Consider the following 19,018-nt stretch of genomic DNA (forward strand, 5'->3'; position numbering starts at 1 on the left):
TTCAGGTGTTGGCGCGCTATGCGATTGGCATTCAACTAGAAGCGTATTGTAAAGCAGACGGTACTCAACGACTGTCCGCACCATCGACGGCACACCGCGCTGTTGTATTTCCACATTGGCTTTGTCGATCCTTGGCAGGGATTGGAGATCGCCTAAAGGTTGACGGATGTAATTTCTTTCTGTTTCAATGCTTTGGAGTAGTTTTGAAATCTAAGGAATTAAAGCATGAGCACCGAACAACTTCCTGATTATCTCAAGCAAGGTGAATCCGCACGGTTGTTCCCGGTTTTGTCAACGACATCAAAAGAAGGTCGCACAACCTCAATAGTACTCGCATGTCTTTGTAGGATTGATGAATTCGGTGCACAGCTTCTGGCATCGGTCGGGCAAAAAGTCGGCAAGCGTGCTACAATCGAAACCTTCACAGAAGTTGTTTTCCAAAAGCAGTCGGCGGCTATTAAAGACCGCCCAGATGGATTGATCACCTTAAAGGTCGGAAGTCGCCAATGGCGTGCGCTTGTCGAAGCAAAGATCGGGAACAGTGAACTCGACCCTGATCAAATTGAACGCTACCGCGTTCTTGCAAAAGACAATGACGTGGACTGTGTTATCTCAATCTCTAACCAGTTCGCTACATCACCTGACAGTCATCCCATTGAGGCGGTTCGCAAGAGTAGGTCTAGAATTCCCGTTTTCCATTGGTCGTGGATGCATATTTTGACGACTGCCGATTTGCTTGTGTCTGGCGAAGATGTTGCCGATGTTGATCAGCTTTTGCTTCTCAATGAACTTCGCCGCTTCCTGACACATGAGAGTGCAGGAGTGAAAGGCTTTGACCGTATGCCAAAGGAATGGTCAGAGCTGAACAAGCTCATTTCCAGCGGTGGCGCAGTCCCTGCAAAGTCACCAATGGTTCAAGTTGTTCTGGAAGCGTGGCATCAGGAAACGCGCGACCTGTCGCTAATCCTAAGCCGAATGACAGGCATGACGGTTTCAGAAAAGCTGCCCCGAAAACATATGGGTAATCCCACTCAGCGCCAGAAAGACGAATTGAACAATCTACGCGAAAAACACTGTCTGAATTGCACTTTGGCTATCCCTGATGCAGCTGCTCCTGTTGATGTGACAGCAGACGTGATGCGCCGCTCGGTCGATGTGGGTATGACTTTACGCGCACCGGACGACAAGAAAACCACTAAGGCGCGTGTCAATTGGCTGCTCCGCCAGATCAAGAGTTCAGAAACAGAGGGTTTGTTCATTCGTTTATTCTGGCCGGGAACTAGCGAACCAACGCAGTACTCAGTTGCAGAACTTCGAGAGAACCCGGAACTATCGTCAACTGGCAAAGAGCACCTTACTGTGAACGGGTTTCACGTATTCCTATCCGAGAGGCTTGGAGCGAAATTCACGCAGCAAACCAATTTCATTGCCGAGTTGGAAAGGGTTGTGCCCAAGTTTTATGGAGAAACAGGCGCAAACTTGTCTGCTTGGCTGCGTAAAGCTCCTCAAATCAAGTCTGAACGCTCAACCGGTCAAGATGTTTCACCTAGCGGGATAGCTGAAGATGCTGAGAGCTTTGAGACATGAGATTGTTAAAGTGGTTGCTGAGAATAATCGGGGCTGGGTTCATTTGCGTGTTTCTCATTGCCGCATACGGTAGCTATCGTGGCGGGTATTATTCTATGCCCGTGCTAAAAGATGGAGAGTATCCAGTTTCTTTCAAAAACGGATTGCGCGCGATTGTGGTTGATGTGGATGTCCCTATTTACAAAAGATCGCAGGCACGATCCCAGTCGCAGTTCTTCAGACGGCTATCGACCGCCACCCCGGATCGGCGCTATATCGGCATCCCTTATCAAGTAGCCTCATGGTTTGAGGACCGATGGTCATATTGTCGTGCACCGTCAGATGCAGAGGCAAATGCAATCAGGGACTCAATGCCTCAAGAAATGAAAACGAGAATGACTGGTGCACGCCTTGATGCAGTATGCACCATAGATTCAGATGGAGAGACCATCCCCCGTGGATTGGTGTTTTCGGTACCAAGGTAGCTGCAACTGCTGCATACCTCATAAACAAACGAATCGAGACTGCGTTGCAGATCAGTCACGCCGCATTAGTAAACGTCTCGACTTCCACTGCTTCCGTATAGCTTCCGGCAGACAGACAGACGAAAGCCGCGCACGATGGCGCGGCTCGTAACATCTTGATATTTAAGATGAAAGTGGTGAGCCGTGAAGGATTCGAACCTTCGACCCACTGATTAAAAGTCCGAAGCATGCTAACTTCTACAGACTTACCCTAGCTGTCCACGGCTTTCCACAGTTATTCGATTAAGCCTCTATTAGCTATGATTTTTCAGCCCAGTTTTAGTTGTCCCCTGATCAAAATGCGTCTATAGTCGTCCATGATGATCCGCCACAATCCGGGTCATTTTGTCCCCCAGTTGTCCCCCAATAGGCGCGGAGTATGAAAAAGGAACTGACAGACCGTTTTCTCAGGTCACTTAAACCGCCCGCAACTGGAAGGGTCGAAATATCTGACACAAGGCGTCCCGGCTTGAGATTTCGACTTTCTGAAACTGGTCGCGCGGTCTGGATGTATGAAAAGCGCATCAAAGGTGGACTCAAGCGCAAACACACGCTTGGAACATGGCCGGAACCCATTGGGCTTTCAGAGGCGCGCGCGATGGCGCTGGAACTTGAAGCCGAGGCTGCAAAGGGGATTGATCGTATTGAAATTGCAGAGGCGCAGCGGATCAAGGAAGAAACCGCGACGGCAGAAGCGATCAGCATAGCAGACGCAATATCTGCATATGATGACCTGCACTTGAATAACCTTAGAACCGGATCTGAGCGCAAAAGGCAGTTGGAGTCCGCCCTCAGAGATCACTTGAATCTTCCTGTCGCTAGCTTGCGGCGCTCGATGGCTCAGACGGCGATTGATGCCAAGGCCCGTGAAGGACGATTGGTTTACGCCAACAGGATTAGGGCAGCACTCAAGGCATTTACCCACTGGTGCTGGAAACGCGGATACTTGGCTGAGGATATTGGTGCATCGCTTTCGAAGGCGGTTCGCGAAACGGCGCGTGAACGTGTTTTGTCTGTTGGTGAAATTCGAGAAATCTGGACAGCTTCCTTTGAGATGGGAGACCTTTGGGGGCCATTCTTCAGACTGCTGCTTTTGACAGCGCAGAGGCGTGGTGAAATTCTCAATCTCAAGCAGTCCGAAATCGACTTTGACCGCTCAAGAATTGTTAAGCCAGGGTCACTGACCAAAAATGGCAAGGCGCATATCACACACCTGTCTGAGCCTGCATTGCTTGAGGTTCGGCTAAGAGTTGAATGCACCCAAGATGAACAAGAGACAGACCTTCTGTTTACGACTACAGGAAAGACACCGGTTTCGGGTGTCAGCAAAGCTAAAGCCCGCCTCGACAAGCTGCTTGGGGAGGATTTCGAACCATGGCGCATTCACGACATTCGCACCGCGTTTGCAACCGCGATGGCTGATGCGGGTGTCGCGGAAGCGATTGCCGACCGTGTGCTTAACCACTCGGCCAGCGGATCGGCCCCAAGCGCCGTTGCACGGGTCTACAACCAATCAGAACTCCTACCGCAACGCGCCGCTGCATTGGATCGGTGGTCTGACATTGTGTCGGGAAAAGCATCTCTTGTTGTCCGAATGGCATAATTATGGATTACGACAGTTACGAAAGAACAAAGTTAGAGATGGAACAAGTGTTGCAGAAGCACCTTCCCTGTATTGAAGATGTGCAGGAAGCAACCCGACATCTGCTTTCCGATTTTAGCATTTCTACGGCAATGGAAAAACTGGATCGCGAAGACAAACCGCCAGAGAAGGACATCGAAAATTTGGCTTTGGTGGCAAGATCCCTCAACAAGGCCGCAAAACACTTAAGGCTCGTCGGCATGCACGGCAGCGCCGACATGGCAAATTTAGTGCAGGAATTGCGCTTGAGCGGATGGGGAATTGGGATTGGAATCTCCGGCTCATCTGAGCCTGCACGAGATATACTCGTGGAACTGATCGAGAAAATTGAAACCCATATCTCGGCAGTCCGTAATTCCGTTGATCCACACGGGAAATCTATCAACACAGCTTTCGGCGAGGGGCCTGCATTTGAGAAGTTCAGTGGAGTAGGCAAACAAAGAAAATCTGCCGCTCGTGATTTCGCGACCGAACTGGCAATCCTGTTCAACAGGACAACCGGAAAAAAACCTACCGTAAGCACCGACCCATACCGAAGCAATCTAGCATATGGCCCATTCCTAGATTTGGTAACGGACGCGTTCAATGCAGTTGAGATAAATGCAAGCGCGGAGGTTTGGGCGCGAGAAGCATGTAAGGAATTTTTGAACAAAAAATAGCTGAAAGCTCCTTTATACGACCCTTAGACTATCTGTGAGGATGCCCTCACATCCGCAAGAAGCAGGGGATTTAGCTCGCTGCGAGCGGAGTATGGAGGGCGTAATGACCAAGCGTTTCTTTAAAATTTCGGAAGCCGTCGAATACAGCGGTCACAGCCGCAGTGTGTTGTATGAAGCTAACAAGCGCGGCGCGCTGGTATTCACCAAATTCGGCGGAGCCACCCGTATCGAGAAGGCCGACCTTGACGCCTATCTTGATGCAACGGGCGTCAAAACCGATGCAGCCGCATAAGAAAACCCCAGCCGGATTGTCCGAACTGGGGCTATTCTCTCGCGTGACTGCAAGGAGCATAGGGCAGTTTGGCCGATCCTTCAACTCCGAAGGAGATACAGGCTAATGACTGAAACCAACCAAAACCCACCGAGCAACGCCCAGCGCATCATGCGCGTGGCCGACCTCCCATCAGACCGTAAGCCCGCGCGGTATGAAATCCGCAACGGCGACAGCAAGCCCCGCATTGTGACGCTGGACAAGCGCAAGCGTCAGATTGTGGACTTGTTGATCAGCGCACCGGTCTATTGCGCTTCTCCCGTTCGCTTGTCTGATGTGGTGCACATCCTGAAACGCGACTACGGCCTTGAGGTCGATACCAAATACTATCCCGGCAACCCGATCACGGGTGCGGGGGCGTATGGCGTCTATTTCCTCACCTCCGACATTCGCAGGATTGACGATTGCGAGGTGGCGGCATGAAGACCTTGCACCAATCCCGCCCGACGCCTCGTGACCTGCAGGCGCGTCGTGTGCGCTGGCAGACCGGGTGTTCACCTTCAACCGCCCGCGTCATTGCGGGGCTTGCCTATGGAGGTATCACCCATGGCCGGTAACAGTTCCAAACTCATTGCGACCATTCGCAAGAACGGCAAACAGGAGCTTCGCGTGTCTCTGGATCGCTTCCAGGGGCACGACCTGATCAACATGCGCGTCTGGTTCGAAGCCGAAGACGGAGACATGCGCCCCGGCAAACAGGGCGTTTCGATCCGCACCGCGCTTTTGCCTGAATTGGCCCGTGCATTGGAGGATGCAGGCAAGGCCGCTTCCATGGGGGAAACTGACCCAAAGGAGGCTGCTTAGATGGCTGCTCCATACAAAGGCAAGAAAAAGGGGGCTGGGCGGTTCGTCCAGCTTCCTGAATGGCTGTTAGCCTCTGAGGCATGGCAGACCATGAAACCCGGCCCACGCGCGCTCTATGTGGAGCTTAAACGACAATACAAGGGTGGCAACAATGGCGACCTATTTCTGAGCCACCGGGACGCAGCTAAGGCGCTTTGTGTTGGTCGTGATACCGCCGCTGGATACTTTTCGGAACTGATCGAGCGCGGTTTTGTCATCGTCACCAAAGGTCATTGCCTTGGCCCGTCCGGTGTCGGGCAATCCGCCACCTATGCACTGACTGAAGAAGCATTGGACGGCAAGCCTGCCACCAAGGATTTCATGGCATGGAAAAAACAAAACCCCCGTAGGAAAACCCGACATTCCTTGGCAGGAAAATCCGACAGGGGGTGTCGGAAAATCCAACCTTTGCATGATCAAATGTCGGAAAATCCTACCGCTTTGGGCCGTTTTTGGGCGCTTACCGTGTCGGAAAATCCTGCCATATATACATCTAGCCATATCCCCCACGGTTTGCCGCCATTCCCCGACATGGAAAACGTAATCGTGTTTGGCGGTCAAAATCACTCCAACGAAAACGACAAAACTGCGCTGGGCCAAATCGGCCATGGCGAAAGCAAGGCGGTGCACCAATGAAAGACATTGTGGAAAAAAGCGGAGCCGTAAGGCAAGCGACCTACGCGGACATCCCGCTGTTGGTGGAACTGGCTCAGCCCATCCTTTCTTTGGATGACCCAAGCCGGGACGTGAGCGACATCGCCTCGCATTTTGCACGGCACATCGAGCGCGTGGGCTATGTCGTCCTTGTTTCAGAGCAGAGCTTTGCGATTGGCATTAATTCACAGGCTATGACCGGTGACGACACCACAGTTGCCGCGTTCACCTTGGCATGGGCCGAGAATGGGGCTTGGCCTGATCTGGTCTGGGCGGCTGAGGCATGGGCGGAAAGCATGGGGGCGAGGGAACTTCGGTTCGGGATCCTCTCGGACATCACAAAGGCGAAGGAAGAAATCTCGGCGCTGGGCTTTGGCCTTCAAAGCGTCTTCATGTCGCGCCCGGTCGAATATGGGGCGACCACAGCAAAGGATATCGAGCAATGAATACCGATCAAAGAGAACAGCAACTGAAAGCCGCGCGCGTAGAGCAAGCCAAGCGAGAATTGGCGCGGCGGCAAGTTCACAATGAAGGGCTGCAAACCCTCTCAGACATGTCGCAGAACCCACAGGTCCAAGCTGCACCCACGGACCAACCCGGTTATGAACAGCTCATGGACGCGGCCCGAAACGCCCATTCAGCGGGGCAACCTGATCATGCCAAGCGATTGGTTGATTGGGCCTTGAGGGTTCAGCAAGAAACCCAAGCAGGGGTAAAACCCGCCCAGGGGGTCACGACCGATCAACCCAGAACAATCTATGAGGTCCAAGGACCGGATGGGAAAATCTACGAGGCCGAAGCGCCGGACATGCAGTCTGCCGTCAATGCTGTCAAAACGCTCCTAGCTGGCAATCAGACCCCTGCGCATGATTGGGAAACTTCAGCTTTGCTTGGTGGCTCGGCAAGCCAAGATGCAAACGGCATTCCGCGCGTTAATGAATTGATGGGTGGTGTGCTTCCCTCCCCGCGCCAAGCCGTTCGCAATCTCAGGGAAAACCTGTTTGGTGATGATGATCCCACCACCTTCAACCGTGGTGAAGTCATCGCTGCGATGTTGAACAAAGGTGGCGAAGGGATGACCAGTGGTATTGTTGGCGACGAGGCCGCGGGGCGGTTCGATCAGCTTATCGGGCGTGGTGACGCCGATCAGCGCACGGAGTTCTATCGCGATCAGGAAGAACAGCTTTGGGAACAGCATCCCGGCTTGGCCCTTGGGGCCGAGATTGGCGGGGCGCTTGTGGGGCCTGTGAAGGGCGCAGGGGCGTTTATCAATGCAGGCAAGGGCACGGGTGCCCGCATGTTGCGCGCAGGGGCGTCAGGCGCGCTGTCTGGGGCCACTTATGGGGCGATGGAAGGGGAAGACCCCGAAAGCCGCCTAAAGGGTGCCCAGACAGGCGCTGGCGCTGGATTTATCGGGGGTGCGGCCCTTGCCGGTGTCGGGCAAGGCTTTCTGAGGGCAAAACAAGCCATCAGCAAATCACCTTCGCTCAAAAGCCTCTCCCCCTCGCTGGATCAGCTCAAGGACAGCGCTGATGCGCTCTACAAGCGGGTCTATGAAAGCAAGGTGATGTTTCCCAAGGATCGGCTGCAAGGTCTGGCAAATGGCATGGTTGCGAAACTGCGCAAGGAAGGCTTCAACGAGCGGCTTCACCCGCGTATCCCGGCCCTGTTCGATGAACTGAGCGAGATGGTGGGACAGCCCCAAAGTCTGCAACAGATGGAAGCCTTGCGCCGTATTGCTGGGAAGGTTGCAAAATCCGTTGATCCGGATGAGCGGCGGTTGGGCAGCATCGCCAAGGAAATGATTGACGAAAGCGTTGCCGGTCTTGGCGGCGCAACCAAAGAACTTGCGGAAGCCCGTGAACTTTGGGGGCGGATGAAGCGCGTGGAAACCATCGAGGATATCATTGAACAGTCGGCGAATAACCCGAACTTCGAGAAATCCATTCAATCCCGGTTTCGCCAGCTTCTGCGCAATCCTCGAAAGAACCTCGCAGGCTTTTCCGAGGCCGAGATTGCCGCGATCCGTCAGGTGGCCCGTGGCGGTCCCGTGCAACGGGTGCTGGAAGAAATCGGCAAGCGCCTGTCTCCGCAATCACTCTCTGGCATGGGGATTTCCGGCAGCGCGGCCTATTCGGGAAACATGCCCCTGGCGGTTTCGTCTGCGCTGACTGGCATTGCCGCCAAATCCACGGCCAAGGCGTCTACCCGCAAAGGGGCCGATCAGGTGCGCAACATGCTGGCCCGAAGCCCAGCGCAACAACGCATTATCGAAGAACTGATGAAAACCCGAAACGGGTTGGCTTCTCTTAGCGCTCTTTCCGGGGGAGGTATGAACTATGCCCAAGACAAATAACGATGTTAAAAAAACCGAGGAAAACAGCGTTGAGGGGGCAATCTCTGAACGCTCCAAACCGTCACTCCCCCGATTTGGATCTGCGGCGGATGGTAAAATTGAACTGACTGTCAGTTCTCCGGAGCAAGTCGAAAACTTGTTTGGTAGCAGCACCTCGGAGTTTAGCAATGCGATGCTCGCGCACTGCCTTAACGTATCCGGACAGAATGACGAGAAGGCGAACGATAAAAACTACGCCATTGCCATCGTAAATGAAATCGCCCCGCAAGACGGTATTGAGGCCATGCTGGCAACCCAAATGGCTTCGGTGCATCTCGCAATGATGCGACATTCACGGCAATTGGCGAATGTTGAACATATTCCCCAGCTTGAGGTGCAGGAACGAGTGTTCAACAAGCTCGCGCGCACTTTCACCGCTCAGATGGAAGCCCTGCGAAAGCACCGCTATGGCGGGCAGCAAAAAGTGACTGTTGAGCATGTAACGGTCAACGAAGGTGGTCAGGCGATTGTCGGCTCCGTCACACCGGGGGGTGGTCGGAAATGACGGTTTACCACATGAACCTTGCCCCGCGATGCACAGCCACCTCAAAGCGCTCACGGAAGCCTTGTAAAGCCCCCGCTGTGCGAGGGTGGAAGGTGTGCAGGTTCCATGGTGCAAGAGGCGGCGCACCTACCGGGAAACGGCATGGCAATTATCGTCATGGGGTCTGCACAAAGGAAGCCCTCGCAGAAATCAAGCGGTCACGAAAGCTAATAGCAGAGGCCGCAGTCCTGTTGGCAAAATTGGGATGAGAACGACTGGCGACTTGCGAACCAGTGGTCTTGTCACCGGTTCTTAGCGGGAAATAGCGGTGCTGCAGGGCGGCATTCTAGCCCCCGAGTGGACGAACGTATGTGTTGTATGCTGCCAAGGGTGTCCACAGTATGGACGCCTAGGAAGCAACCATGCAAACCAAATGAGTGGATTTGACCTATTTCAACAGAGGGAAACATGCCGTTTTCTAACGGGATATATCGGCACTGTAGTGAAGTTTTTTCGTTTGTCACAGGCGTTGACGCACGTCCCGAGTTGATATCAGCTTTATCCTGCGGGGCCACGTGCGCAAGATGCTTCACCAACTCTCCTGCGCGGCGTTCAGTCAGAAGCCACTATATCTAGAGGCCTTGGAAAAATTCTTGTTTCGTTGGGCGTTTGGGTGGGTAGATGTTGTAGAATCGAATGACAATTCGACCGCTTGTGATCTGCAAAAAATAGTTGTGCACAGGGTGTCACAAGAGCGTTTGAGCACAAGACGGGCCTTGCCAATTGCCGCCATGACCGCCATATCTAGGACACAAACCCAGAGCAACATGGGTGGCGTTCGAGGGAAAGAGCAACGCCGAAGGATGGTAGCATGGCAGACATGAGTTTTTATGTGAGCGCGCTCTGGGATGAAGACGCGAAAGTCTTTTATTCCGAGTCAAACATTATCGGCCTTCACATTGAGGCCGAGACCATTGAAGAATTTGAAGAAGTGATGAAGTCACTAGCACCGTCGCTTGTGCTGGATAACCACATCACCAAGAAAGACCTGGCACAGAAATCATGGGCCGAAATGATCCCCGCAATTTTCTTCAAGCAACCTGCATTTGGCGCTGCATCAGCCTGATATGGTTAAAGGCTTCTATAACGATGTGATCAAACAGCTAAAGAAAGTTGGCTACTACAAGGTAAAAGGTGGTAAGGGCTCGCATGAGAAATGGTGCCACGATGGCGACCTTCCAACGCTAACAGTTCCTAAGAATATGCTGAGCAGACACACAGCAAACGGCATTCTGAGCAACGCAGGGCTTCCCAAAATCTAAAATAGCCGCATGAATACGCCCTTACAAAGCATTGTAAAAGACCCCGCTTCGGCGGGGTTTTCCATTTAAACAGCTTAGAAAAACCCAAACACCCGCCCAGCGCAGGCAAGCGATACCCACAATACCAGATACACCAGATTTTTGATCCTTCGCATTTCTATTCGTGTGGTGGATTGTTGTGTATGCACCCGCTTTACTAGCTCTTGCAGTTCTTCGGTTGGAGTTTTCTCTGAACCCATCCAATAATCCGGATCGTCGCGTTCATCAGTCTGCATCTGCATCCCCTTTCAAAGCCACACCTGGCCCGGTCGCAACCTGTCCGCCTTCCAGGAATTGAATGCCCTGGGCTTCGAGGGCCAGCCTGACGTGCTGAATTGTCGAAGCCTTTCCTTCACCCTTGTCCAGCTTGTTGAGCGTATTTCGGTGCAAACCCGTTTTTTCTGCAAGCTCGGGATTACTCAACCCCAGCGCTGCTTTTGCCATTCTGAACTGTTCTGCTGTCATATCACCGCCCGTAATTATGCTATTAGCACATATAATGTGTTGACAACACATGCTATGCGCACTATTTATATGCTAACAGCACATGAAAGGGCTTGCAATGACCATCAACCGCGCAAACATCATGACCACCGCTTGGACCAACACCCGCGAGTTGATGGATATGCTGGGCTATGCCCCGCGCCAGCTTCGCAGCGTGTTCCGGACCGAACTGATCAAGGCATGGCGCGCTGCCAAAGAAGTTCACGCCTTGGCCCAGCGCTCGGTTGCTTCCCTGAAAGCGGAAATCATCGCACTCGAAAACAAGACCTTCCAAGGTCACGAAGGCCGGGAACGTCTGACCACGTTGAAAGCCGCTCTTGTGAAGGCCGAGGCCCGTGACGCCCAGCGCGAATTGGACGAAAAGCGCAACCTGATCCAAGCCGCCAAAGGTCGCATTGTTGGTGTGGTGTTCACCAAGAAGGACGGCACCGCCAGAACCATGCGTGTGCAGCCCGCCGCGCTCAAGGATCACATCAAGGGCGATACCGCCTCAGAAGCCGCTCAAAAGGCGACACAGACCCGCCGTGCCCGTCACCCGCACCTGATGCCCGTCTGGGACGTGGACAAGGCCGCTGTGCGTTCCGTGAACCTCGCAACCATTTCCCGCATTGCCACCAACGGCACTATTCACACTTACGCCTGACAGGAGGATCGGCAGATGAACGACCTACAGTTTCAAGCAGAGGCTTTGCGCCTTTGGAAGAAACTCACCCCGAAAGCCAAGGCGCGCTTCAAGGATCACCTTCGCGCCATGACCTCTGAGGCAGTCGAAACACCCACCGGACACGCCAATACTTCACCAAATGGGAGAACCAACGATGGATGAACAGAAGCGAGCCGACCACCTGACGCGCCAGCAAATGCAGAATGAGGCGATGATTATCCGTAGCCTCCTAGATTCCGTCGCGGCGCTTCACAACACTGGTGACCACGAACAGGCAATCGGGCTTGTTCATTTGGCCCATGACCACGCTGAACGCCTCGACAAGGCACTTGATTTTGTAAACGCACCGAAAGGAACAGAATGATGGACAGCATCTATGCCGACAACTTCAAAGGTCATGACACTGAAACCGAGGCCCTGCACATCGGCCAGCTTGCTGTCGCAGGAATGGCAGCTTGCGACAGCGCGGTAAATCTCCGCGACCTGTCCGGCGCGCTTGAAGTCCTGTTCGAGGAAATTGCGCGCAAAGCCTATGATCTGGCCGAGCGGATCGACACGGAAAGCCGCAAGGTCGAAAAGATCAATCAGGACGCTGGTTGAACTGCTACGGTGTAAATCGGCGCTGGTCTGACCGTTTCCTACCAGAGATTAAGCGCATTGTTGGGGGCCACCTGTTGAGGGAGGCCCCTGACCTCTTGGACATGCGAGAGGCAACCGACCTGTTGTTGTTTGATGCCAGGGACACCCGCATAGCGGCAAGGGTGCGCCGTCATGGTTACGCCGACCGCTACCCCCACCAATTCACCATCCGTGCAGAATCCGCCTATGGCGGTGAAACCGAGCTATCCAAGATTGTGAATGGCAAGGGCGACTGGATGTTCTACGGTCACGCCAACGCCGCTGGCACCGGGCTGGACGCTTGGTGGCTTCTGGATCTGAATGCGTTCCGCGCTGGGCTGATCCGGCAGGCCACAAACGGGTGCCGCATTCTCAGCGGCGACAAGCGCAACGCAGATGGGACCGCCTTCAAGTGGTTTGATATTCGGTCGTTTCCAAAGGAGCCGAAGTTGGTGTTGGCACAGGGCCGATGATTGGCTCATTGGTTTCAGATTGTTTGCAGTACTTACTTTCACCAACTCTTGCCGTTTTGTTTCTTGCGCGTGTGAAATTAACTGACTACGCCTTATTGGCGAGCGGGTGAAACAGCAGTGCTGCGAGGTGATATGCTAAAGAAAATCCTTACTTGTGCAGTTATGCTAACCGTTCTCACCGGGTGTAAACAAATCAAAGCAACGATAAATCAAACTTTGAACGGCGGGACAGTCGCGGGGGCCGCATATTGCTCAGAACTTAACTCAAACCGTCTAATTTCTGATGAGAGCATTCGAGCTTCATGTATTAAGAAATTTGAAAAGGAACTTCCCAACTCTGTCACTCGATCACTGGATGGCCGTGCTGGCCCAAGCAAGAATGCGAACGAGAATGTGTTTTCTGGGACTGTGGAAAACAATTCGGACCAATACGTTGTGACCCAAATCACTGTGAATGTAATTTTTAGAGAGAATGACGAGACCAAAGAGGTAACTACTGTCCAGATTGAGGGTTGGTTTGAACCGAATGTAGGTCCACAGAAGTTTATTTCTAACAAAGCCATTAACCCGCCAGAAGATTGGACCACTGCACCATACTGCAACGAGGGAAACACTAATAGATGCTGGGGATGGTCGCCAATTTCATCGCACGGGCTTAAACTGTAGCCTCACCATTCAACCCGACCTGATCCACCCACCAACACGCGGGTCGGCAAGCGCGACCCCTTCACCTTCCATCATCTCGGCAAATTGCGAAGCTTTCAGGCTGCATCGAAAGTAAAAGGAAATCCCATCTACCACACCCGGCAAACTATCGGCATTTACAGCATAGTCGGCGCGACCGACATGTTTGTCCAACCAGATATAGATGCGGTCATAGGTGGACCCCAAGCCCAGCGCGGGCACGACATACCGCACCCGTATGGGAAATTCGCTTTCGTCGTGTGACTTCTTTCGTGATCTGGACCGCGTTCTCATTGGGGGACAAATAGAGAACATCCGGTCAGGGCGTCAATCAGTCATCGCGTTCTTTGAGCCGAGATGGGTCAATAGAATGGCGCGCGACCTTGACGCAATAGCACGGCTGCGCACAGTCTGCGGCATGTGTGGAAAGTTTGCGGCGGGGCACCTGACCCAGCGCCAAATGGCTGATCTGATGAACTACTTCCTATATGGAACGCTCCTACCCGATGGGTCGGTGCCCAGCGCCAATCCGGGCTATCAGGTCAACCCCACGGATTTGGTCAACATGGCTATGTCACAGGAAGACGGGTTTCTCCTGACAAGCGCGAAATGGCAGATGACACCTCAAGGCAGCTCAAGGAAGCTGATCAATTCCAAGATTGAGAATGCAGAGTTTTGGGCGCGCTACTGGCAGTCTGGCCGGTGCGTTATCCCGGCGATTGGCTATTACGAATGGTCCGAGGTCGATGGACGGAAGGAACCCCACTTCATTACGATCAGACGAAACAACCCGCTGTTGTTCTTCGCGGGCTTCTATGGTCGTGGATCAGACGGCAAGTATGAATGCAGCATCATCACCCGAAAACCGGCAGAACAGATTGCGCACCTTCACAGCCGAATGCCCGTGATCATGGCACCCGAGCAAATACAGAATTGGTTGACCTACACGATGAGCCAGGAGCAGGCACAAAACGAGATGGGCACCGGTTGGGAAGGCCGGTTTGAGTATCACCGCGTCGCCCCGATCAAATCAGACAGCGAAGGCCCCGAACTGATCGAGCCATACGATCCGCCACAGGCGAGTTTCGACTTCTGAGCAGCAGGTGGCAGAAGCAGGTAGTTAGGCTAAATTCTGCAACAAATGTCCCCCATATGTCCCCCAGAATCAAATTCCTAGGCGGTGCTGGAACACAAATATCTGCTAAGTCATTGATTTCAGTGGTGAGCCGTGAAGGATTCGAACCTTCGACCCACTGATTAAAAGTCAGTTGCTCTACCAACTGAGCTAACGGCCCACTCTGTGAGCGCGGTGACTATAGCTGTGGGCTTGGCAGGTCAACCCCAATTTCCATGGAATCTGTTCGATCACTGGCAAAAGTTTTCACAAGGGCTTATATCGCGCGACATGACTGCTGACGACACCACATCCCAAACGCTCGACTTCATGAAATGGCATGGGGCGGGCAATGACTTCGTGATCATTGATTCACGGGGGCGCGATGCTGTGGTGACTCGCGAACTGGCGGCTGGGCTGGGCGACCGGAATCGCGGCGTTGGCTTTGATCAGCTTGCCGAGCTGCGTAGCTCGGACGTGGCGGATATTGATCTGGATTTCTGGAACGCGGATGGCAGCCGGGCTGGGGCCTGTGGAAACGCGACCCGTTGTGTGGCGCGCTATATGATGGATCAAACGGGCAAGGATGCCCTGACCATTCGCACCTCGCGCGGGGTGCTTGAAGCGCGAGCCGATGGCGATCTGGTCGCTGTGAACATGGGCCAGCCTCAGCTGACGTGGCAGGAAGTGCCCTTGTCGCAGGACGTGGACCTGCAACACCTGCCGCTTGATGGCGATCCTGTCGCGGTCGGTATGGGCAATCCGCATTGTGTGTTCTTTGTAGAGGATGCCGAGGCTGTGGATGTCGCCGGGATCGGACCGGGCTTTGAAACCGACCCGCTGTTCCCCGAAGCCACCAACGTCGAATTCGCCGAAATCCGGTCGCGGGACGAGATTCGCATGCGCGTCTGGGAACGCGGCACCGGCATTACGCTGGCCTGCGGCTCGGGCGCCTGCGCGACCGCTGTGGCCGCACATCAGCGCGGCCTGACCGACAAGCGCGTGCGGATGGAGCTGGACGGCGGCTGGCTGACCTTGGATTGGCGCGAAGATGGCGTTTGGATGACCGGCCCCACCGCCTTTGTATATAGTGGCCAGCTGACGCAAGCCTTCCTGAAGGGTCTGTAAGATGGGCGCGAAACCCCCGATTTTCGCGACGCTTGGCTGTCGCCTGAACGCTTATGAGACCGAGGCCATGAAACGTCTGGCCGACGAGGCGGGCGTCGAGGGTGCCGTGGTGGTGAACACCTGCGCCGTGACGGCCGAGGCCGTGCGCAAAGCCCGTCAGGAAATCCGCAAGCTGCGGCGCGAAAACCCGGATGCCAAGGTGATCGTCACCGGCTGCGCGGCCCAGACCGAGCCTGAAACCTTCACCGCGATGGATGAAGTGGACGCGGTCATCGGCAACCATGAGAAGATGGAGCCTGCAACCTGGGCAGGCCTTGCCCCCGACCTGATCGGCGAGACCGAGCGGGTGCAAGTCAACGACATCATGTCCGTGACCGAGACCGCCAGCCACCTGATTGACGGGTTCGGCACCCGGTCGCGCGCTTATGTGCAGGTTCAGAACGGCTGCGATCACCGCTGCACCTTCTGCATCATCCCCTATGGCCGGGGCAATTCGCGGTCGGTGCCTGCGGGCGTTGTGGTGGATCAGATCAAGCGCCTTGTGGATCGTGGCTTCAACGAGGTCGTCTTGACCGGCGTGGACCTGACCAGCTGGGGCGCGGACCTGCCCGGCGCGCCGCGTTTGGGCGATCTGGTCATGCGAATCCTGCGTCTGGTGCCGGATCTGCCGCGACTTCGTATCAGCTCCATCGATTCGATCGAAGCAGACGAAAACCTGATGCTGGCCATCGCGTCCGAACCACGCCTGATGCCGCATCTTCATTTAAGCCTGCAACATGGCGACGATCTGATCCTGAAACGCATGGCACGTCGGCATTTGCGCGACGATGCGATCGCCTTTTGCGAAGAAGCCCGCCGCCTGCGCCCCGACATCACATTCGGTGCGGATATTATCGCGGGATTCCCAACCGAATCTGACGCCCATTTCGAAAACAGTCTGAAGCTGATCACCGAATGTGACCTGACCTGGCTGCACGTGTTCCCCTATTCGAAACGCGACGGGACACCGGCGGCGAAAATCCCCAACAAGGTGGATGGCAATGTGATCAAGGAACGCGCGGCGCGTCTGCGGGCGGCTGGCAAAACGCAGGTGGAGCGCCATCTGGCGGCCCATGTCGGGCGTGAGCACCGTATCCTGATGGAAAACCCAACGATGGGGCGCACAGAGTATTTCACGGAAGTGGTGTTTGACGCGCCACAGGAAGAAGGCGCTCTGGTGGCGGCGACTCCACAACGCTTCGACGCCGAGCGGCTCATTGCCTGAGCCGTGTGAAGGGGAACGTTTTGAACCACGACAGAATAGAAAGCGATGCATATCTCGCCCGCCACGCACGTCGAGACGCCACCAACGAAGCCTCGCTGCTCTGGATACTTGCCTGGTGTGTATTCATGGCTGCCAGCTTTCCGATGAGGTGGGAATTTGAGCTTGTTTCAGTCTCGATCCCTCAGGCGATGTTGATCAGCCTTTTTCTAAGCGGGCTTGTGGGTGTGTTTTGGCATGCCCGGGCAAAACGCGACATCAACGCAGCCCGTGCATTACAAAACCAACGACGCATCGAGACAGAAGCGAAGATGCGTCTGGAGCATATCGAAAAGCTCAAATCGGCTTCGGGTGACCGATAGCCCTAATCAGCCCGGACCAACAGAGAGAATTGGACATTTGATAGCAGGCTTCCTACATTTTATGTAAAGGAGGATCACATGCCCCTACCGCTTGCCCCGATTGCGGCCTTTGCCATCCGCTATGGCACTGTTGCCGTTGCCACATATGCCTTCGCCCGCTCGATCGAGCGCGGACGACGCGATCAGCGTCACGAAGATGCGTTGGACGATGCCCCTGAAGGTGTGACAGCGCGCCGCGACAACGAACAAGTGAACGCAACCGCACGTATGCGCCGCGTCATTCGCTTCGGTGATAGTGGGCCGGGGATCGAGATCGACGCGGTCAGCCTGACACGCATCCGCTTTCGCAAGGTCTGAACCATGCAGCTTATCACGTCACCCGCGTCGCCTTTTGCGCGCAAGGCCCGCATGGTCATCCTCGAAACGGAACAACAAGACGATGTGGAGTTGATCGAGGTCGTCTCGTCCCCCACCGCGCCCAACCCACAACTGACCGCTGCAAACCCGATGTCGAAGATTCCCGCGCTGATCCGCAGCGACGGGCCGACGCTTTACGACAGTCGCGTGGTGACACGGTATCTGGACGCACGCACCGGCGGCGCGCTTTATCCAGAAAGTCGGATATGGGATGTCCTTGTCCTTGAAGCCATCGGCGACGCAATCATGGATGCAGGCGTTCTGATGGTTTACGAGAATCGCTGCCGCCCCGAAGACATGCAGTTTGGCGGCTGGATGGACGCGCAATGGGGCAAGATCGAAGGCGCGCTGGATGCGCTGAACACCCGTTGGATGAGCCACCTCGCGGGACCGCTTGATATGGGCCAGATCTCGGTTGCATGTGCGCTGGGTTATCTTGACTTCCGACATGCGGCGCGGGAATGGCGTAAAGGGCGCGATGCGCTGGACGACTGGTTCGCGGTGTTTGCCACGCGCGACAGCTTTCAGGCGACGATGCCCGCTTGAGTCGTCCAAACCTGGCTTCCCGACACCAATCTCGGTGATTTACATCGCTTCGCGCGCTAACATGCGGCAACATAACCTTGAAAAGCCGCCCCTGCGCCCTAATGACTTCTGGACTGGGCGCAATTCCTTGGATAAACAGCCGCGAAACGGACTGCTTTCTTGGGCGGTCTATTGTCGTGTCGGTTGCAATTCTGCGACCTAGCTAGGGAGATGCGCTCTTGTCACAAGCCGACGACCACCAAGGAACCCGCCGGGACTTCCTTTATTATGCAACAGGTGGTGCCGCAGCCGTTACGGCCGGTGCCGCAGTTTGGCCGCTCGTTGATCAAATGAACCCTTCGGCTGACGTGAAAGCGCTCAGCTCGATCCGCGTGGATATCTCGGGCGTCGAGGTAGGCAGCCAGATCACCGTGAAATGGCTGGGCAAGCCGGTCTTCATTCGCCACCGCAGCGAAGAAGAAATCGCCGCCGCCCGTGCAGATGACAATGCCGCTCTTCCAGACGCGTTCGCCCGGAACGACAACCGCGATTCCGCTTTGTCAGCCGCTGATGAAAACCGCGCCATGGACGAAAATGGTGAATGGTTGGTCATGATGGGCGTCTGCACCCACCTGGGCTGTGTGCCTCTGGGCGACGGCGCTGGTGACTACGGGGGTTGGTATTGCCCCTGCCACGGCTCGCACTACGACGCATCTGGTCGTATCCGCAAGGGTCCCGCACCCGAAAACCTGCCCGTTCCCGTCGCCGAGTTTGTCGACGAAACGACGATCAAACTGGGCTAAGGGAGG

The 19,018-nt window shown here is 54.9% G+C and carries 26 protein-coding genes and 1 tRNA gene; 23 read left to right on the plus strand and 4 right to left on the minus strand.

Annotation, left to right across the window (positions count from 1 at the left end; all coding sequences use genetic code 11):
- Positions 1–225: 225 nt before the first annotated feature.
- The 12 genes from J3R80_RS05800 to J3R80_RS05855 all read left to right on the plus strand — a co-directional run bounded on the left by J3R80_RS05800 (position 226) and on the right by J3R80_RS05855 (position 10,224).
- Positions 226–1,587, plus strand: coding sequence for a hypothetical protein (locus J3R80_RS05800; protein ID WP_275392822.1), 1,362 nt, complete (start codon positions 226–228; stop codon positions 1,585–1,587).
- An 882-nt stretch (positions 1,588–2,469) separates the two neighbouring features.
- Positions 2,470–3,693 (plus strand): site-specific integrase, encoded by a 1,224-nt coding sequence (locus J3R80_RS05805; RefSeq protein WP_275392823.1) that lies wholly within the window; start codon positions 2,470–2,472, stop codon positions 3,691–3,693.
- Between the two features lie 2 nt (positions 3,694–3,695).
- Entirely contained in the window at positions 3,696–4,391 is a 696-nt protein-coding gene (locus tag J3R80_RS05810) for a hypothetical protein (RefSeq protein WP_275392824.1), read from the plus strand.
- Positions 4,392–4,494: 103 nt separating this feature from the next.
- Entirely contained in the window at positions 4,495–4,683 is a 189-nt protein-coding gene (locus tag J3R80_RS05815) for a helix-turn-helix domain-containing protein (protein ID WP_275392825.1), read from the plus strand.
- A 105-nt stretch (positions 4,684–4,788) separates the two neighbouring features.
- On the plus strand, positions 4,789–5,145 hold the full coding sequence (locus J3R80_RS05820; protein WP_275392826.1) for a hypothetical protein: 357 nt from the start codon (positions 4,789–4,791) through the stop codon (positions 5,143–5,145).
- Positions 5,142–5,279: a hypothetical protein gene (locus J3R80_RS05825; RefSeq protein WP_275392827.1), complete on the plus strand. Its 138-nt coding sequence runs from the start codon at positions 5,142–5,144 to the stop codon at positions 5,277–5,279. Before J3R80_RS05820 ends, J3R80_RS05825 begins: the two co-directional genes overlap by 4 nt.
- A complete protein-coding gene (locus tag J3R80_RS05830; RefSeq protein ID WP_275392828.1) occupies positions 5,269–5,526 on the plus strand; it encodes a transcriptional coactivator p15/PC4 family protein in 258 nt (85 codons plus the stop codon). The genes J3R80_RS05825 and J3R80_RS05830 overlap by 11 nt, the downstream gene beginning before the upstream one ends.
- The gene (locus J3R80_RS05835) at positions 5,527–6,201 is read left to right on the plus strand and encodes a hypothetical protein (protein WP_275392829.1); all 675 of its coding nucleotides are present in this window, start codon (positions 5,527–5,529) and stop codon (positions 6,199–6,201) included.
- Complete coding sequence (locus J3R80_RS05840; RefSeq protein ID WP_275392830.1) at positions 6,198–6,665, plus strand: hypothetical protein; 468 nt, start codon at positions 6,198–6,200, stop codon at positions 6,663–6,665. The genes J3R80_RS05835 and J3R80_RS05840 overlap by 4 nt, the downstream gene beginning before the upstream one ends.
- A complete protein-coding gene (locus J3R80_RS05845; RefSeq protein ID WP_275392831.1) occupies positions 6,662–8,575 on the plus strand; it encodes a hypothetical protein in 1,914 nt (637 codons plus the stop codon). Before J3R80_RS05840 ends, J3R80_RS05845 begins: the two co-directional genes overlap by 4 nt.
- The gene (locus J3R80_RS05850) at positions 8,559–9,119 is read left to right on the plus strand and encodes a hypothetical protein (protein WP_275392832.1); all 561 of its coding nucleotides are present in this window, start codon (positions 8,559–8,561) and stop codon (positions 9,117–9,119) included. The genes J3R80_RS05845 and J3R80_RS05850 overlap by 17 nt, the downstream gene beginning before the upstream one ends.
- 850 nt (positions 9,120–9,969) lie before the next feature.
- Positions 9,970–10,224 carry a DUF1902 domain-containing protein gene (locus tag J3R80_RS05855; RefSeq protein WP_275392833.1) on the plus strand — a complete coding sequence of 85 codons (255 nt, stop codon included), beginning with the start codon at positions 9,970–9,972 and terminating at the stop codon, positions 10,222–10,224.
- 270 nt (positions 10,225–10,494) lie between these two features.
- On the opposite strand, the gene J3R80_RS05860 is transcribed toward J3R80_RS05855, so the two are convergent.
- Both J3R80_RS05860 and J3R80_RS05865 read right to left on the minus strand, forming a co-directional pair.
- A complete protein-coding gene (locus J3R80_RS05860; RefSeq protein WP_275392834.1) occupies positions 10,495–10,695 on the minus strand; it encodes a hypothetical protein in 201 nt (66 codons plus the stop codon).
- A complete protein-coding gene (locus J3R80_RS05865; protein WP_275392835.1) occupies positions 10,685–10,924 on the minus strand; it encodes a hypothetical protein in 240 nt (79 codons plus the stop codon). Before J3R80_RS05865 ends, J3R80_RS05860 begins: the two co-directional genes overlap by 11 nt.
- A 97-nt stretch (positions 10,925–11,021) precedes the next feature.
- On the opposite strand from J3R80_RS05865, the gene J3R80_RS05870 reads away from it, so the two are divergent.
- From J3R80_RS05870 to J3R80_RS05885, 4 genes are all read left to right on the plus strand, one after another.
- The gene (locus J3R80_RS05870) at positions 11,022–11,606 is read left to right on the plus strand and encodes a hypothetical protein (RefSeq protein ID WP_275392836.1); all 585 of its coding nucleotides are present in this window, start codon (positions 11,022–11,024) and stop codon (positions 11,604–11,606) included.
- A gap of 175 nt (positions 11,607–11,781) precedes the next feature.
- The gene (locus J3R80_RS05875) at positions 11,782–11,991 is read left to right on the plus strand and encodes a hypothetical protein (RefSeq protein ID WP_275392837.1); all 210 of its coding nucleotides are present in this window, start codon (positions 11,782–11,784) and stop codon (positions 11,989–11,991) included.
- On the plus strand, positions 11,988–12,227 hold the full coding sequence (locus J3R80_RS05880) for a hypothetical protein (RefSeq protein ID WP_275392838.1): 240 nt from the start codon (positions 11,988–11,990) through the stop codon (positions 12,225–12,227). Before J3R80_RS05875 ends, J3R80_RS05880 begins: the two co-directional genes overlap by 4 nt.
- Before the next feature lie 101 nt (positions 12,228–12,328).
- The gene (locus tag J3R80_RS05885; protein WP_275392839.1) at positions 12,329–12,718 is read left to right on the plus strand and encodes a hypothetical protein; all 390 of its coding nucleotides are present in this window, start codon (positions 12,329–12,331) and stop codon (positions 12,716–12,718) included.
- 675 nt (positions 12,719–13,393) lie between these two features.
- On the opposite strand, the gene J3R80_RS05890 is transcribed toward J3R80_RS05885, so the two are convergent.
- A complete protein-coding gene (locus J3R80_RS05890) occupies positions 13,394–13,696 on the minus strand; it encodes a hypothetical protein (protein ID WP_275392840.1) in 303 nt (100 codons plus the stop codon).
- Positions 13,697–13,820: 124 nt separating this feature from the next.
- Here J3R80_RS05890 and J3R80_RS05895 point away from each other — a divergent pair, with 124 nt between their 5' ends.
- Entirely contained in the window at positions 13,821–14,498 is a 678-nt protein-coding gene (locus tag J3R80_RS05895) for an SOS response-associated peptidase family protein (RefSeq protein WP_275392841.1), read from the plus strand.
- A 123-nt stretch (positions 14,499–14,621) separates the two neighbouring features.
- Here J3R80_RS05895 and J3R80_RS05900 read toward each other — a convergent pair.
- Positions 14,622–14,697 (minus strand) — tRNA-Lys (locus tag J3R80_RS05900).
- Between the two features lie 110 nt (positions 14,698–14,807).
- Here J3R80_RS05900 and dapF point away from each other — a divergent pair.
- From dapF to petA, 6 genes are all read left to right on the plus strand, one after another.
- On the plus strand, positions 14,808–15,644 hold the full coding sequence (gene dapF / locus J3R80_RS05905) for a diaminopimelate epimerase (protein WP_275392842.1): 837 nt from the start codon (positions 14,808–14,810) through the stop codon (positions 15,642–15,644).
- 1 nt (position 15,645) lies between these two features.
- Positions 15,646–16,908 carry a tRNA (N(6)-L-threonylcarbamoyladenosine(37)-C(2))-methylthiotransferase MtaB gene (gene mtaB / locus J3R80_RS05910; protein WP_275392843.1) on the plus strand — a complete coding sequence of 421 codons (1,263 nt, stop codon included), beginning with the start codon at positions 15,646–15,648 and terminating at the stop codon, positions 16,906–16,908.
- Between the two features lie 20 nt (positions 16,909–16,928).
- Positions 16,929–17,267 carry a hypothetical protein gene (locus tag J3R80_RS05915; RefSeq protein WP_275392844.1) on the plus strand — a complete coding sequence of 113 codons (339 nt, stop codon included), beginning with the start codon at positions 16,929–16,931 and terminating at the stop codon, positions 17,265–17,267.
- 78 nt (positions 17,268–17,345) lie between these two features.
- Positions 17,346–17,624, plus strand: coding sequence for a hypothetical protein (locus J3R80_RS05920; RefSeq protein ID WP_091427927.1), 279 nt, complete (start codon positions 17,346–17,348; stop codon positions 17,622–17,624).
- 3 nt (positions 17,625–17,627) lie between these two features.
- On the plus strand, positions 17,628–18,230 hold the full coding sequence (locus tag J3R80_RS05925; protein WP_275392845.1) for a glutathione S-transferase: 603 nt from the start codon (positions 17,628–17,630) through the stop codon (positions 18,228–18,230).
- A 218-nt stretch (positions 18,231–18,448) separates the two neighbouring features.
- Positions 18,449–19,012, plus strand: a complete 564-nt coding sequence (gene petA, locus J3R80_RS05930; protein WP_275392846.1) for a ubiquinol-cytochrome c reductase iron-sulfur subunit — start codon at positions 18,449–18,451, stop codon at positions 19,010–19,012.
- The last annotated feature ends 6 nt before the right edge of the window (positions 19,013–19,018 follow it).

The organism is Aliiroseovarius sp. Z3 (assembly GCF_029105185.1).
Taxonomy (GTDB): domain Bacteria; phylum Pseudomonadota; class Alphaproteobacteria; order Rhodobacterales; family Rhodobacteraceae; genus Aliiroseovarius.

Excerpts from the sequence above, each read along its gene's own strand:
- J3R80_RS05800 (WP_275392822.1), top strand. The coding sequence starts at position 226 with ATGAGCACCGAACAACTTCCTGATTATCTCAAGCAAGGTGAATCCGCA.
- J3R80_RS05805 (WP_275392823.1), top strand. The coding sequence starts at position 2,470 with ATGAAAAAGGAACTGACAGACCGTTTTCTCAGGTCACTTAAACCGCCC.
- J3R80_RS05810 (WP_275392824.1), top strand. The coding sequence starts at position 3,696 with ATGGATTACGACAGTTACGAAAGAACAAAGTTAGAGATGGAACAAGTG.
- J3R80_RS05815 (WP_275392825.1), top strand. The coding sequence starts at position 4,495 with ATGACCAAGCGTTTCTTTAAAATTTCGGAAGCCGTCGAATACAGCGGT.
- J3R80_RS05820 (WP_275392826.1), top strand. The coding sequence starts at position 4,789 with ATGACTGAAACCAACCAAAACCCACCGAGCAACGCCCAGCGCATCATG.
- J3R80_RS05825 (WP_275392827.1), top strand. The coding sequence starts at position 5,142 with ATGAAGACCTTGCACCAATCCCGCCCGACGCCTCGTGACCTGCAGGCG.
- J3R80_RS05830 (WP_275392828.1), top strand. The coding sequence starts at position 5,269 with ATGGCCGGTAACAGTTCCAAACTCATTGCGACCATTCGCAAGAACGGC.
- J3R80_RS05835 (WP_275392829.1), top strand. The coding sequence starts at position 5,527 with ATGGCTGCTCCATACAAAGGCAAGAAAAAGGGGGCTGGGCGGTTCGTC.
- J3R80_RS05840 (WP_275392830.1), top strand. The coding sequence starts at position 6,198 with ATGAAAGACATTGTGGAAAAAAGCGGAGCCGTAAGGCAAGCGACCTAC.
- J3R80_RS05845 (WP_275392831.1), top strand. The coding sequence starts at position 6,662 with ATGAATACCGATCAAAGAGAACAGCAACTGAAAGCCGCGCGCGTAGAG.
- J3R80_RS05850 (WP_275392832.1), top strand. The coding sequence starts at position 8,559 with ATGCCCAAGACAAATAACGATGTTAAAAAAACCGAGGAAAACAGCGTT.
- J3R80_RS05855 (WP_275392833.1), top strand. The coding sequence starts at position 9,970 with ATGGCAGACATGAGTTTTTATGTGAGCGCGCTCTGGGATGAAGACGCG.
- J3R80_RS05860 (WP_275392834.1), bottom strand. The coding sequence starts at position 10,695 with ATGCAGACTGATGAACGCGACGATCCGGATTATTGGATGGGTTCAGAG.
- J3R80_RS05865 (WP_275392835.1), bottom strand. The coding sequence starts at position 10,924 with ATGACAGCAGAACAGTTCAGAATGGCAAAAGCAGCGCTGGGGTTGAGT.
- J3R80_RS05870 (WP_275392836.1), top strand. The coding sequence starts at position 11,022 with ATGACCATCAACCGCGCAAACATCATGACCACCGCTTGGACCAACACC.
- J3R80_RS05875 (WP_275392837.1), top strand. The coding sequence starts at position 11,782 with ATGGATGAACAGAAGCGAGCCGACCACCTGACGCGCCAGCAAATGCAG.
- J3R80_RS05880 (WP_275392838.1), top strand. The coding sequence starts at position 11,988 with ATGATGGACAGCATCTATGCCGACAACTTCAAAGGTCATGACACTGAA.
- J3R80_RS05885 (WP_275392839.1), top strand. The coding sequence starts at position 12,329 with ATGCGAGAGGCAACCGACCTGTTGTTGTTTGATGCCAGGGACACCCGC.
- J3R80_RS05890 (WP_275392840.1), bottom strand. The coding sequence starts at position 13,696 with ATGAGAACGCGGTCCAGATCACGAAAGAAGTCACACGACGAAAGCGAA.
- J3R80_RS05895 (WP_275392841.1), top strand. The coding sequence starts at position 13,821 with ATGTGTGGAAAGTTTGCGGCGGGGCACCTGACCCAGCGCCAAATGGCT.
- dapF (WP_275392842.1), top strand. The coding sequence starts at position 14,808 with ATGACTGCTGACGACACCACATCCCAAACGCTCGACTTCATGAAATGG.
- mtaB (WP_275392843.1), top strand. The coding sequence starts at position 15,646 with ATGGGCGCGAAACCCCCGATTTTCGCGACGCTTGGCTGTCGCCTGAAC.
- J3R80_RS05920 (WP_091427927.1), top strand. The coding sequence starts at position 17,346 with ATGCCCCTACCGCTTGCCCCGATTGCGGCCTTTGCCATCCGCTATGGC.
- J3R80_RS05925 (WP_275392845.1), top strand. The coding sequence starts at position 17,628 with ATGCAGCTTATCACGTCACCCGCGTCGCCTTTTGCGCGCAAGGCCCGC.